The 13,650-nt window shown below is 68.9% G+C and carries 11 protein-coding genes; 9 read left to right on the plus strand and 2 right to left on the minus strand.

Features of this window, described 5'->3' with window-relative positions:
* The first annotated feature begins 44 nt into the window (after positions 1 to 44).
* Genes VFW69_RS08060 through VFW69_RS08070 form a run of 3 tightly spaced genes read left to right on the plus strand, consistent with a single transcriptional unit; the run spans position 45 to position 5,751 of the window.
* Entirely contained in the window at positions 45 to 4,211 is a 4,167-nt protein-coding gene (locus VFW69_RS08060; RefSeq protein WP_526499939.1) for a glycoside hydrolase family 38 N-terminal domain-containing protein, read from the plus strand.
* Positions 4,208 to 4,825: a DUF7158 domain-containing protein gene (locus tag VFW69_RS08065; protein ID WP_526499941.1), complete on the plus strand. Its 618-nt coding sequence runs from the start codon at positions 4,208 to 4,210 to the stop codon at positions 4,823 to 4,825. Before VFW69_RS08060 ends, VFW69_RS08065 begins: the two co-directional genes overlap by 4 nt.
* A gap of 5 nt (positions 4,826 to 4,830) precedes the next feature.
* Entirely contained in the window at positions 4,831 to 5,751 is a 921-nt protein-coding gene (locus tag VFW69_RS08070; RefSeq protein WP_526499943.1) for an ROK family protein, read from the plus strand.
* On the opposite strand, the gene VFW69_RS08075 is transcribed toward VFW69_RS08070, so the two are convergent.
* Positions 5,744 to 6,073, minus strand: a complete 330-nt coding sequence (locus tag VFW69_RS08075) for a winged helix-turn-helix transcriptional regulator (RefSeq protein WP_526499945.1) — start codon at positions 6,071 to 6,073, stop codon at positions 5,744 to 5,746. The genes VFW69_RS08070 and VFW69_RS08075 overlap by 8 nt on opposite strands.
* A gap of 67 nt (positions 6,074 to 6,140) precedes the next feature.
* Between VFW69_RS08075 and VFW69_RS08080 the strand changes: the two genes are divergently transcribed.
* From VFW69_RS08080 to rplL, 3 genes are all read left to right on the plus strand, one after another.
* Positions 6,141 to 6,581 (plus strand): anthrone oxygenase family protein, encoded by a 441-nt coding sequence (locus VFW69_RS08080; RefSeq protein WP_526499947.1) that lies wholly within the window; start codon positions 6,141 to 6,143, stop codon positions 6,579 to 6,581.
* A 247-nt stretch (positions 6,582 to 6,828) separates the two neighbouring features.
* Positions 6,829 to 7,470 (plus strand): 50S ribosomal protein L10, encoded by a 642-nt coding sequence (rplJ, locus tag VFW69_RS08085; RefSeq protein ID WP_526499949.1) that lies wholly within the window; start codon positions 6,829 to 6,831, stop codon positions 7,468 to 7,470.
* A 44-nt stretch (positions 7,471 to 7,514) separates the two neighbouring features.
* Positions 7,515 to 7,910: a 50S ribosomal protein L7/L12 gene (rplL, locus tag VFW69_RS08090; RefSeq protein ID WP_007767831.1), complete on the plus strand. Its 396-nt coding sequence runs from the start codon at positions 7,515 to 7,517 to the stop codon at positions 7,908 to 7,910.
* A 48-nt stretch (positions 7,911 to 7,958) separates the two neighbouring features.
* Here the strand turns inward: rplL and VFW69_RS08095 are convergent, their stop codons facing one another.
* Positions 7,959 to 8,636, minus strand: a complete 678-nt coding sequence (locus tag VFW69_RS08095; protein WP_526499952.1) for a TetR/AcrR family transcriptional regulator — start codon at positions 8,634 to 8,636, stop codon at positions 7,959 to 7,961.
* A 71-nt stretch (positions 8,637 to 8,707) separates the two neighbouring features.
* Between VFW69_RS08095 and VFW69_RS08100 the strand changes: the two genes are divergently transcribed.
* From VFW69_RS08100 to VFW69_RS08110, 3 genes are all read left to right on the plus strand, one after another.
* The gene (locus VFW69_RS08100; RefSeq protein ID WP_526499954.1) at positions 8,708 to 10,210 is read left to right on the plus strand and encodes a carotenoid oxygenase family protein; all 1,503 of its coding nucleotides are present in this window, start codon (positions 8,708 to 8,710) and stop codon (positions 10,208 to 10,210) included.
* Between the two features lie 171 nt (positions 10,211 to 10,381).
* Positions 10,382 to 11,392, plus strand: coding sequence for an ABC transporter ATP-binding protein (locus tag VFW69_RS08105; RefSeq protein ID WP_526499956.1), 1,011 nt, complete (start codon positions 10,382 to 10,384; stop codon positions 11,390 to 11,392).
* Between the two features lie 394 nt (positions 11,393 to 11,786).
* Positions 11,787 to 13,650: RNA polymerDNA-directed RNA polymerase subunit B (locus VFW69_RS08110; RefSeq protein ID WP_526499958.1), on the plus strand; the 1,864-nt coding region annotated here is incomplete at its 3' end.

Below are 13,650 nucleotides of genomic sequence, written 5' to 3' on the forward strand. Positions count from 1 at the left end.
GGTGTCGCCGCGCCGTAAGGTGCGGGGATGCAGGTGGTTTCGGCATGCGAATGACCAAAGCCGAGTCGACCGAGCTCTTCGTCGGGCCACCGGACGCGCCGCTGCAGCTGGTCCGCGTCACCCTTTCCGAGTGTGGCAAGCCCACGCCGATCCGCGTCGACGGCCGCGGCCTGCTCGGGCAGGCGGTCGCCCAACCCGGGCGCGAGGTCGTCGAGATCGCGGTGACGGTGCACGAGGCCGTCGTCGGGCAGCACCGGCCCGCGCGGGCGCACGCCGGTGGTCAGCGGCTGCCGTTCGAGTTCACCGTCGCCGAGCCGGGCTGGACCACGTTCATGGTCAGCCACTTCCACTACGACCCAGTGTGGTGGAACACCCAGGGCGCCTATACCAGCGAGTGGACCGAGGACCCGCCGGGTCGAGCCCGCCAGAGCAACGGCTTCGACCTGGTGCATGCGCATCTGGAGATGGCGCGCCGCGACCCCGAGTACAAGTTCGTGCTGGCCGAGGTCGACTACCTCAAGCCGTACTGGGACACCCGCCCCGAAGACCGGGCCGATCTGCGCCGGTTCATCGACCAGGGCCGCGTCGAGGTGATGGGCGGCACCTACAACGAACCCAACACCAACCTCACCAGCCCCGAGACGACGATTCGAAACCTGGTCCACGGCATAGGTTTTCAGCGCCACGTCGTGGGAGCGAACCCGGCCACCGCGTGGCAGCTGGACGTGTTCGGCCACGATCCGCAATTCCCCGGGATGGCCGCCGACGCGGGGCTGACGTCGAGTTCGTGGGCCAGGGGACCGCACCACCAGTGGGGCCCCGCCCACAGCGCGGCCGGCATGGCCGGCATGCAGTTCTGCAGCGAGTTCGAGTGGATCTCACCATCGGGCCGCGGCCTGCTCACCCACTACATGCCCGCGCATTATTCGGCGGGCTGGTGGATGGATTCCGCGGCGTCGCTGAGCGAGGCCGAGAGCGCCACGTACGAACTCTTCGATCAGCTCAAAAAGGTCGCACTCACTCGCAATGTGCTGCTGCCCGTCGGCACCGACTACACCCCGCCCAACAAGTGGGTCACCGAAATCCACCGTGACTGGGCCGCCCGCTACACCTGGCCGCGGTTCGTGTGCGCGCTGCCGTGTGAGTTCTTCGGGGCGGTGCGTGCGGAACTGGCGCAGCGCGACTGCGCGCCGTCGCCCCAGACCCGGGACATGAACCCGATCTACACCGGCAAGGACGTGTCCTACATCGACACCAAGCAGGCCAACCGGGCCGCCGAGAACGCCGTGCTGCAGGCCGAGCGCTTCGCGGTGTTCGCCGGGCTGCTGACCGGCGCCCCGTACCCGCAGGCCGCCCTGGCCAAGGCCTGGGTGCAGCTGGTCTACGGCGCGCACCACGACGCCATCACCGGCTCGGAATCCGACCAGGTGTACCTCGACTTGCTGACCGGATGGCGCGACGCCTGGGAGCTGGGCCGCGCGGCCCGCGACAACTCGCTGGCGTTGCTGTCCGGCGGAATCGACGGCGACGTGATCGTGTGGAATCCGCTGACTTGCCGGCGCACCGACATCGTCACGGTGCGCCTCGACCCGCCGCTGGGCGCCAGGGTTCGGGTGCTCGACGCCGACGGTGTCGAGCTGGCAGCGCACGTCGAGCACGACGGCCGGTCGGTCAGCTGGCTGGCGCGCGAGGTGCCGTCGCTGGGTTGGCGGGCCTACCGGTTGGTGCCCGCGCCCGAACGGGGTGAACCGGCCGGCTGGGAACCGGTGCCGGGATCGGTGATCGCCAACGAGCACTACCGCGTCGAGGTCGACCCGGCGCGCGGCGGCGGTGTCGCCTCGCTGATCCAGGACGGCCGCGAGCTGATCGCAGGCCCTGCGGTGGGCAACCAGCTCGCCGTCTACGAGGAATACCCGGCGCACCCGAACCAGGGTGAGGGCCCGTGGCATCTGCTGCCCAAGGGCCCGGTGGTGTGCTCGTCCGAGACCCCCGCGCGGGTGCAGACCTTCCACGGGCCACTCGGTCAGCGGGTGGTGGTGCACGGCCGCATCGGCACGCTGCTGCGCTACACCCAAAGCCTGACCCTGTGGCACGGCGTCGCGCGGGTGGACTGCCGCACCACGATCGACGAGTTCAGCGGCGCCGACCAGCTGGTGCGGCTGCGCTGGCCGTGCCCGGTGCCGGGCGCCATGCCGGTCAGCGAGGTCGGCGACGCCGTCGTCGGCCGCGGTTTTGCGCTGCTGCACGACGGCTCCCGCTCGGTGGACACCGCCCGGCACCTGTGGACTCTGGACAACCCGGCGTACGGCTGGTTCGGCCTGTCCTCGGCGGCCCGGGTCCGGGTATCGGGCACCTGCGTGCGGGCGATGTCGGTCGCCGAGGTGGTGTCGCCGACCGAGGCGGTGTCCGGGCCGCTGGCCCGGGAGCTGATGGTCGCGCTGGTCCGCGCCGGCGTCACGGCCACCTGCAGCGCCGCGGACAAGCCGCGCTACGGCTGCCTCGAGGTCGATTCCAATCTGCCCGACGTGCGCATCGCGCTGGGCGGGCCCGCCCGCAATGCCTTCGCCGCGGCCGTGCTGGCCGACGCTCCGGCGTACGCCGAAGAACTGGAGCGCCAGTTGGCGACGACGGGGCGGGCCCGGGTGTGGGTGCCGGCCGAGACGCCGCTGGAGGCGGTGTGGGTGCCCGACGCCGACCTGCGCGCGCTGCGGGCGCTGCCGGTGCTGGTCATCGACGGCCGCGACGAGGATGACCTGCGGGCCGCGATTGCCGCCGTGGCCGACGACCTCGGCGACGCCGAGATCACCGTGTCGCAGCAAGCACCCTCGGGGACAGGCGTTTTCGACGACCGCACCGTCGCCTTGCTCAACCGCGGGGTGCCCAGCTTCGCCGTCGACACCGAGGGCACCCTGCACACCGCGCTGATGCGGTCCTGCACCGGTTGGCCGTCGGGCATCTGGATCGACGACCCGCGCCGCACCGCGCCGGACGGCTCCAACTTCCAACTGCAGCACTGGACCCACACCTTCGACTACGCCTTCGTCAGCGGGGCGGGCGACTGGCGGCAAGCCGGGATCCCCACCCGCAGCGCGCAGTTCTCCCAGCCACTGCTCGCCGTCACACCGGGCCGACCAGGGGCAGCGCTGCCGCCGGCCGGATCGCTGCTGCGCGTCGAGCCCGCCGAATCGGTACAGCTGGGCGCCCTCAAGGCCGCCGGCAACCCACTGACCGCGGGCAGCGCGGCGCCGCTGGACCCGAACGCCGTGGCTCTGCGCCTGGTCGAGACCACCGGCGCGGGGGCCGACGTCGTCATCGACTCCGACGTCGCGACCGTGCGCGACCTGCAGCGCGCCGATCTGCTGGAAACGCACCCCGAACCCGTGTCCTCGGTCGAGCTGCACGGCTACCAGGTGGCGACCGTGCTGGCCCGCTTCGACGCGACCCGGGCCGCGACCGGCGCCCCCGGCCTGGCCCCGCACGCCGAGGCCGCGCAGCCGCTGTACGCGCGCTATTGGCTGCACAATCGCGGCCCCGCGCCGCTCGGCGGGCTGCCTGCGGTCGCCCACCTGCACCCGCCGCAGATGACCGCGGAGGCCGGCGGCCAGTCGGCGTTGCGCCTCACCGCGGCCAGCGACAGCACCGACGCCACGCTGCACGGCGCGGTCACCCTCCGGTGTCCGGACGGCTGGACGGCCACGCCCGCCGAACTGCCCTTCACCCTGCCCAGCGGCGACTACCTGCACACCGACGTGGTGGTGTCGATCCCGGCGCGCGCCGAACCCGGCCTCTACCCGGTCCACGCCGAACTCCGCATCACCGGCGACGAGATCCCGGCCTCCTGGCGCCAGCCCGCCGAGGATGTCTGCGTGGTCGCGGTGGACGGGGGAGCTGGTGAGTTGGTCTACCTGGCCGACGGTCCCACCGAGGTCACGCTCGAACCCGGCGAAGCGGGCACTCTGACCGCCACGGTCGGCAGCCACGCCGGCGCCGACCTGACTCTGGAGGCGCATCTGATCAGCCCCTGGGGCACCTGGGAATGGATGGGACCCGGCGCGCTCGGCGCGGTACTACCGGCCCGCGCCACCGTCGACCTAGGCTTCCAGCTGACACCGCCGGCCTGGCTGGAACCCGGCCAGTGGTGGGCACTGGTGCGGATCGGCTGCGCCGGCCGACTGGTCTACTCACCGGCGGTGAAGGTGACGGTGACATGAGCGTCCACCCGATAGCGACCGTTGCCGGCGTGCCCGTTTCGCCGGGCGTCCTCGACGCCGCCGAAGCACGGCTGCGCACCTCACGCGGCGCGGCCGGCCTGCCGGTCAGCGGCACCAGCGAGGGCCGCCAACTGCGGCGCTGGCTGACCCAACTGATCGTCACCGAGCGGGTGGTCGCCGCGGAGGCGGCCGCGCGCAGGCTGAGCGGATGCGGCGCACCGTCCGAGGCCGAGTTGCTGCCCGACATGACGGCCCGGCTGGAGATCGGGAGCGTCGCCGCGGCCGCGCTGGCCGATCCGCGCGCCCGCGCGCTGTTCGCTGAGGTCACCGCCGCGGTGGGGATCGCCGACGCCGAGGTGGCCGCCTATCACGCCCGCAACCCACTGCGCTTCGCCGCGCCGCAACAGGGCGAACACGGCTGGCGCACAACGGCGTTAGCGGCCCCACCGCTGGACGAGGTGCGATCGGCGATCGAAGAGCATCTGCGCGGCGCCGCGCGGCGGCGCGCCTTCCGGCTGTGGCTGGACGCGCGCCGCGCGGCGCTGGTGGAGCTGGCACCCGGCTACGAGCATCCCGGCGACCCTCGCCAACCCGACAACACTCATCGGCACTGAACGCCATGCTCACCCTCTGCCTGGACATCGGCGGCACCAAAATCGCTGTCGCGCTGGCAGATTCGAGCGGAAAGCTGGTGTATACGGCCACCCGCCCCACTCCGATCACGCGCACCGCCGACGACGTGTGGGCAGTCGTCGAAGCGATGATCATCGACGCGTTGCAGGCTGCGGACGCTCCGGTCGGCGCGGTCGGGATCGCTTCGGCCGGGCCCATCGATCTGCGCAGCGGAGCCGTCAGTCCGATCAACATCGGCAGCTGGGACCGTTTCCCGTTGCGCGACAAGGTCGCGGCGGCGGTGCCCGGACTGCCGGTGGTGCTTGCCGGTGACGGCGTCTGTATGGCCGTGGGGGAGCACTGGATTGGAGCGGGGAAAGACGCGGGCCCGGACACCCGGTTCTTGCTGGGCATGGTGGTCTCCACCGGGGTGGGCGGCGGACTGGTGCTCGACGGCGTCCCCTACTCGGGGCGCACCGGCAACGCCGGTCACGTCGGGCACGTGGTGGTCGAACTGGACGGCCGGCCCTGCACCTGCGGCGGTCATGGTTGCGTGGAGACCGTCGCGTCCGGGCCGTGGATGGTGCGCCGGGCGCGAGAGAACGGCTGGTCCGCGCCGCCCGGCGCCGGCGCCAGCGACCTGGCCGCCGCGGCGGCGTCCGGAGATCCGTTGGCCCAGCAGGCATTCCACCGGGGAGCCAACGCGCTCGCCGCGATGATCGCCTCGGTCGGCGCGGTGTGCGATCTGGATCTCGTGGTGATCGGGGGAGGTGTCGCCAAATCCGGGCCGCTGCTCTTCGACCCGCTGCGGGCGAAGCTTGCCGAATACGCCGGCCTGGACTTTCTGTCCGGGTTGCGGGTGGTGGCGGGCGAGCTCGGCGCTGAGGCCGGTCTGATCGGCGCGGCGAGGCTCGCGGGCCTCAGCTGACGCGCTGCATGTGCTTTCGGCCCCAGTCGCACAGGCTCGCCAGCACCGGGCCCAGCGTCTTGCCGTATTCGGAAATCGAATAGTGCACGCACGGCGGCACCGTGCGCGCGTCGTGACGCTCGATGATCCCGGCGTCGACCAGTTCATGCAGGTGCCGGATGAGCATGCGCTCGGTGATGCCGGGGATGCTGCGCCGCAGCTCGGCGGTGCGCATGGGACCGTCGCACAGTCGCCACAGGATGGTGCCCTTCCAGCGGCCGTCGATGACCGACAGCGCCGCGTCGATCGGGCAGTCGCTGACTTCCTTTTTGGATACGGACACGAGCACCTCCGCTGACTAATTTGTCAGTACCTTGATATTTGTCAGCATAACCGCCAGTGTCGTTGCCATGAATAACAGCATCGACGCGCTCGCGGTTGTGGTCACCGGACTGTTGGTGGGCGTGGAACTGGGGGTCGCGGTCTTCTTCAACCCGCTCATCGCCCGGCTGCCCGACGACGGCTTCCGCGCGGCCCGCGGCGGTGCCGCCCGAGCACTGGGCACGACGATGCCGTTCTGGTACGCCGTCGTCCTGCTGCTGGTGGCCTCACTCGCCATCCAGGAGCGCGGCGAGCAGCGCGACTGGCTGTGCGGCATCGCCGCCGGGCTGATGGCCGCGGCCATACTGCTGACGGTGACCATGCTGGTGCCGATCAACAACCGCATCGCGAAATGGCCGAGCACCGGGGAGCTCTCGCGCGAGCTCGCCGCCCGCTGGGATCGACGGCACCGGGCCCGGGTGATCCTGCTGCTGGCGGTGTTCGTCCTGCTGGCGCTCGCCGTCACCTGAGGCCGCCGTTTTGGCTGATCGTGCGGGCCACGCTATTCTGTTAGCCGATCCACCGAAGACCGTCGGTCACCGAGCAATCGGTTGAAGGTCCGGGAGCATCCCGGCGGCCCACGCAGGAGGACGAGGCATCAGCGCCGGCTCGCGCCGGCGTCTTTTCACGCCCCGGCCGCTTCTGCGCCGGGGCGTTCGTCGTTCGACGGGGGATCGAGACGACACGTCGCATTGACTTTCACTTCAGGAGGTAGGCATGGCCAGGGCTGACAAGGCTACCGCCGTTGCGGACATCGCCGAGCAGTTCAAGGAATCGACCGCGACCCTGGTCACGGAGTACCGCGGTCTGACCGTCGCCAACCTGGCCGAGCTGCGGCGCTCGCTCAACGGGGCGGCCACCTACTCGGTGGCCAAGAACACGCTGGTCAAGCGTGCGGCCTCGGAGGCCGGGGTCGAGGGGCTCGACGAGCTCTTCGCCGGGCCGACGGCCATCGCATTCGTCACCGGGGAACCGGTCGACGCCGCCAAGGCCATCAAGACCTTCGCCAAGGACCACAAGGCCCTGGTCATCAAGGGCGGCTACATGGACGGCCGTGCGCTGACGGTCGCCGAAGTCGAGCGCATCGCCGACCTCGAGTCGCGCGAGGTGCTGCTGGCCAAGCTGGCGGGCGCGATGAAGGGCAACCTCGCCAAGGCGGCCGGGCTGTTCAACGCTCCGGCCTCGCAGCTCGCCCGGCTCGCGGCCGCACTGCAAGAGAAGAAGGCCTCTGAAGCTCCGGCAGCTCCCGCCGCTGCGGCAGAGCCCGCAGCCGCTGCGGAGCCCGCCGCGGAGGCCACCCCAGAACCAGCTTCGGAAACACCCACCGAGGCGCTGGAAACCCCGGCCGAAGCCGAATAACAACCAACCCGGAACCTGGAAAAAATAAGGAAGGACCCATACCCATGGCAAAGATGTCTACCGACGACCTGCTCGACGCCTTCAAGGAAATGACCTTGCTGGAGCTGTCGGACTTCGTGAAGAAGTTCGAGGAGACCTTCGAGGTCACCGCGGCCGCCCCGGTCGCCGTTGCCGCCGCCGGCGGTGGCGCCGCCGGTGGCGCGCCCGCCGAGGCCGCCGAGGAGCAGTCGGAGTTCGACGTGATCCTCGAGGCCGCCGGTGACAAGAAGATCGGCGTCATCAAGGTGGTCCGCGAGATCGTCTCCGGCCTGGGCCTCAAGGAGGCCAAGGACCTGGTCGACGGCGCGCCCAAGCCGCTGCTGGAGAAGGTGGCCAAGGAGGCCGCCGACGAGGCCAAGACCAAGCTCGAGGCCGCCGGCGCCACCGTCACCGTCAAGTAAGTCACCGCGCGCAACCCCCGGGATCACCATCCCGGGGGTTTCGTGTGCTTACCGTGCGTGTCTGGCCGCCCGCAGCGACTGCGACACGTGCTCGGGTGAATCCCCAAGGGCGACAAGTAAGTTCGAAGTCATCGCACCGAGTACCGGTGCCACCGCCGAGCCGTCGTCGCCGTAATAGCCGGCCAGCTCCAGCATCACGAACCCGTGGATCGACGCCCAGAACTGCGCCGCGGTGGCCACGACGGACGCATCGTCGTCGGCGGCGCCCACGGTGATCCGGCCGGCCAGCATGCATCGGTGCACCCCGCGCACCACGTGGGCGAAGCTGGGGTAGTCCCGCTCGATCTCGGCGACCGAGCGGGTCAGCACCGTGCGCGCGGGCGCATTGATGCCGTGTGCGCTGGTGCTGCCGAACATCAGCCGATACATGTGCGGGCGCCTGATGGCGTAGCGGCGGTAGGCCGCACCGATGACGAACAGGTCGGTGACCGGGTCGGCGGTCTGGGGCACCGTCAGTGCGGCGTCGAACTGCCGCAGCCCCTCATCGGCCACCTCGGCGATCAGCCCCCGCATCCCGCCGAAGTGGGTGTACACCGCCATCGTGGAGGTCCCCGCGGCGCCGGCCACCTTGCGCGTCTGCAGGGCGTCGGGCCCGTCCTCATCGAGCAGGCCGACCGCGGCGTGCAGCATCTCGTCGCGAACGCTGCGCTGAACGTCTGAAGTCATCGTTGCCATCTTCTCATCGGAAGCGTAGCGTGCCAATAACGCCGAAATAACAATGTTATAGGAGCTCAGCCATGGCGACCCCGACAACCGTCAAGCCCGGCAATCCCTACCTCGAGGACTTCCTGGCGCCGGTGAGCGCGGAAGTGACCGCGCACGATCTGCGCGTCACCGGACGCATCCCCGACCACCTCGACGGGCGTTACCTGCGCAACGGGCCCAACCCGGTGGCCGAGGTCGACCCCGCCCTCTACCACTGGTTCAGCGGCGACGGCATGGTGCACGGCGTGGCTCTGCGCGACGGGCAGGCCCGCTGGTATCGCAATCGCTGGGTGCGTACCGCTCATGTGTGCGGTGCATTGCATGAGGCGGCGCCCCGGGGGCTGAACCCGCGCGCCGGGATGCTCTCCGTCGGCCCCAACACCAACGTGCTGAGCCATGCCGGGCAAACGCTTGCGCTCGTCGAGGGGGGCGGGGCGAATTACCGGCTGACCGACGAGCTGGACACCGAGGGGCCGTGCGATTTCGACGGCACCCTGTTCGGGGGCTACACCGCGCATCCCCACTGCGATCCCCGCACCGGCGAATTGCACGCGGTGTCCTACGCGTTCACCCGTGGCCGGACCGTGCAGTACTCGGTGATCGACACGTCGGGACGCGCCCGTCGCACCGTCGACATCGAGGTGCCGGGGTCGCCGATGATGCACGATTTCTCCCTGACCGACAAATATGTGGTGATCTACGACCTGCCGGTGACATTCGATCCCGTGCAGGTGATGCCGACGAACGTGCCGCGTTGGTTGAGTTTGCCGGCCCGGCTCGTGATGCAGTCGTTGCTCGGGCGCGTCCGGGTCCCCAGTCCGGTGACGACGATGATCAACCGCAACCGCCAGCCGATCAATCGGATGCCCTACCGCTGGAATGCCGACTACCAGGCGCGCATCGGAGTCATGCCGCGCGAGGGCGGCAATAACGACATCCGCTGGTTCGACATCGAACCCTGCTACGTCTACCACCCGCTCAACGCCTATTCCGAGATGCGCGGTGGCGCCGAGGTTTTGGTGCTCGACGTGGTCCGCTATGCCCGGATGTTCGACCGCGACCTTCGTGGCCCCGGCGACAGCCGTCCCACGCTGGACCGCTGGGCCGTCAACCTGGCGACCGGCGCGGTGACCAGCGAACGCCGCGACGATCGGCCCCAGGAGTTCCCCCGCATCAACGAGACCCTGTTGGGTGGGCGGCACCGGTTCGGTTACACGATCGGCACGGACGGCGGGTATCTGTCCGGCGGCGCGTCCGACATGTCCACGGCGCTCTACAAGCACGACTATGCAACCGGAACCAGCACGGTGGCCCCGCTCGACCCCGGCCTTTTACTCGGCGAGATGTCCTTTGTGCCCAACCCCGCGGCGCGGGCCGAAGACGACGGCATCCTGATGGGCTTCGGCTATCACCGCGAGCGCGACGAAGGCCAACTGCTTTTGCTGGACGCGCAGACGCTCGAGCCGGTGGCCACCGTCCACCTGCCCCAGCGGGTGCCGATGGGCTTCCACGGCAACTGGGCGCCCGCTGGCTAACACGTGCGTCAAATAAGTTGTGCCGCGCGGGCTTCCGGCTGATCTCAGCACGGCCAATTTTTTCCTGCTGTCCCGCGCATCCCTGATGCCGTGTGGCAGGCGTGCGCTACAGTGACTCATGCCACACAAAAGGGCAGGTGGCGGGCACGACTGTCGACGGAAGGATTCCCCATGGGCGTCGCTATCGAGGTGAATGGGCTGACGAAGTCCTTCGGGTCCTCGAGGATTTGGGAAGACGTGACGCTGGAAGTCCCCGCCGGGGAGGTCAGCGTCTTGTTGGGGCCATCGGGTACCGGCAAATCGGTTTTCCTGAAGTCCCTGATCGGCTTGTTGCGGCCCGAGCGCGGTTCGGTCGTCATCGACGGCACCGACATCCTGCAGTGTTCGGCCAAGGAGCTCTACGAGATCCGCACACTGTTCGGCGTGATGTTCCAGGATGGTGCCCTGTTCGGTTCGATGAACCTGTTCGACAACGCGGCGTTCCCGCTGCGTGAGCACACCAAGAAGAAGGAAGGCGAGATCCGTGACATCGTCATGGAGAAGCTGACCCTGGTCGGTCTCGGTGGCGACGAGAAGAAGTTCCCCGGGGAGATCTCCGGCGGTATGCGCAAGCGCGCCAGCCTGGCCCGTGCCCTGGTGATGGACCCGCAGATAATCCTTTGCGACGAGCCCGACTCCGGTCTGGACCCGGTTCGTACCGCCTACCTGAGCCAGTTGATCCTCGACATCAACGCCCAGATCGACGCCACCGTGCTGATCGTTACCCACAACATCAACATCGCCCGCACCGTGCCGGACAACATGGGCATGCTCTTCCGCCGCAAGCTGGTCATGTTCGGCCCGCGAGAGGTCCTGCTGACCAGCGACGAGCCCGTCGTGCGGCAATTCCTCAACGGCCGGCGCATAGGGCCGATCGGCATGTCCGAGGAAAAGGACGAGGCGACCATGGCCGAAGAGCAGGCCGCGCTGGACGCCGGACAGCATGCCGGCGGTGTCGAGGAAGTCGAGGGCGTTCCCCCGCAGATCGTCGCGTCGCCGGGCATGCCGGAGCGCAAGGCGGTCGGCCGCCGCCAGGCCCGGGTGCGCGAGATCCTGCACACCCTGCCCAAGGACGCTCAGGCCGCGATCCTCGACGACCTCGAAGGCACCCATAAGTTCCGGTCGCACGAGTTCGGCGACTAGGACCGCCGGCCCGCCGGGTTTCGCGATAACTCCGCGTAACGCGGCGGCCCGCCCTCTTGACGACGGGCCAGAAACCGGCCAGTCTGTTGGGCAGCATGTATCCAGCGGAAAGTCGAGATGCCAGCCAGCGCCGATGTCCCTGGACTGCTAACGCTGGGATGTTGAGGAATGCGCAGTCCTGCGCTATTGTTGGACGTTGCGCTGGCTACCTCCTGCCCACCTCACCCGCCACCTGACACCGTGGTCTAAGCCTGAGCCCTTAAGTGGCTTAGTTCTTTAGTTGCGTGCGTGAGATCCGGACAGTTCGTCCGCCGGCCGAACCGACACAATTCGCGGCGAGCTGACCGGTGGTCCCGGTCTTCGTGAGTCGCACGAGGTGCTGGAAGGATGCATCTTGGCAGATTTCCGCCAGAGCAAGACGGATCGCCCACAAAGTTCCTCTAACGGAAGTTCCTCAAACGGCTCCGTGCCCGGAGCGCCCGACCGAGTTTCCTTCGCCAAGCTCCGCGAACCGCTCGAGGTTCCGGGTCTGCTTGACGTGCAGATCGACTCCTTCGAGTGGTTGATCGGCGCGCCGCGGTGGCGTGAGGCCGCCGCCGCACGCGGGGACGTGACTCCGGTGGGCGGCCTGGAAGAGGTGCTCTACGAGCTCTCGCCGATCGAGGACTTTTCCGGCTCGATGTCGCTGTCGTTCTCCGACCCGCGCTTCGACGAGGTCAAGGCGCCGGTCGACGAGTGCAAAGACAAGGACATGACGTACGCGGCTCCGCTGTTCGTCACGGCCGAGTTCATCAACAACAACACCGGCGAGATCAAGAGCCAGACGGTGTTCATGGGCGACTTCCCGATGATGACCGAGAAGGGCACCTTCATCATCAACGGGACCGAGCGTGTGGTGGTCAGCCAGCTGGTCCGCTCGCCGGGTGTGTACTTCGACGAGTCGATCGACAAGTCGACCGAGAAGCTGCTGCACAGTGTCAAGGTGATTCCGAGCCGCGGCGCCTGGCTGGAGTTCGACGTCGACAAGCGCGACACCGTCGGCGTCCGCATCGACCGAAAGCGCCGCCAGCCCGTCACCGTGCTGCTCAAGGCGCTGGGCTGGACCAACGAGCAGATCACCGAGCGGTTCGGTTTCTCCGAGATCATGATGTCGACGCTGGAGAAGGACAACACCGCCGGCACCGACGAGGCGCTGCTGGACATCTACCGCAAGCTGCGTCCGGGCGAGCCGCCGACCAAGGAGTCCGCGCAGACCCTGCTGGAGAACCTGTTCTTCAAGGAGAAGCGCTACGACCTGGCCCGCGTGGGCCGCTACAAGGTCAACAAGAAGCTCGGCCTCAACGTCGGCGAGCCGATCACGAGCTCGACGCTGACCGAGGAAGACGTCGTCGCCACCATCGAGTACCTGGTGCGCCTGCATGAGGGCCAGGCCACGATGACCGTCCCCGGCGGCACCGAGGTGCCGGTGGAGACCGACGACATCGACCACTTCGGCAACCGCCGGCTGCGCACCGTGGGCGAGCTGATCCAGAACCAGATCCGGGTCGGCATGTCGCGCATGGAGCGCGTGGTCCGGGAGCGGATGACCACGCAGGACGTCGAGGCCATCACGCCGCAGACCCTGATCAACATCCGGCCGGTCGTGGCCGCGATCAAGGAGTTCTTCGGCACCAGCCAGCTCTCGCAGTTCATGGACCAGAACAACCCGCTGTCCGGGCTGACCCACAAGCGTCGTCTCTCGGCGCTGGGCCCCGGTGGTCTGTCCCGTGAGCGCGCCGGCCTGGAGGTCCGTGACGTCCACCCGTCGCACTACGGCCGCATGTGCCCGATCGAGACCCCGGAAGGTCCTAACATCGGTCTGATCGGCTCGCTGTCGGTGTACGCCCGGGTCAACCCGTTCGGGTTCATCGAGACGCCCTACCGGAAGGTGGTCGACGGTGTGGTCTCCGACGAGATCCACTACCTGACCGCCGACGAGGAAGACCGCCACGTCGTGGCGCAGGCCAACTCGCCGATCGACGGCAAGGGCCGGTTCGAAGAGTCACGCGTCCTGGTCCGCCGAAAGGCGGGCGAGGTCGAGTACGTGCCCTCGTCCGAGGTGGACTACATGGACGTGTCGCCACGCCAGATGGTGTCGGTGGCCACGGCGATGATCCCGTTCCTCGAGCACGACGACGCCAACCGTGCCCTGATGGGTGCGAACATGCAGCGCCAGGCGGTTCCGCTGGTGCGTAGCGAGGCGCCGCTGGTGGGTACCG

The organism is Mycobacterium sp., assembly GCF_036273375.1.
GTDB lineage: Bacteria > Actinomycetota > Actinomycetes > Mycobacteriales > Mycobacteriaceae > Mycobacterium.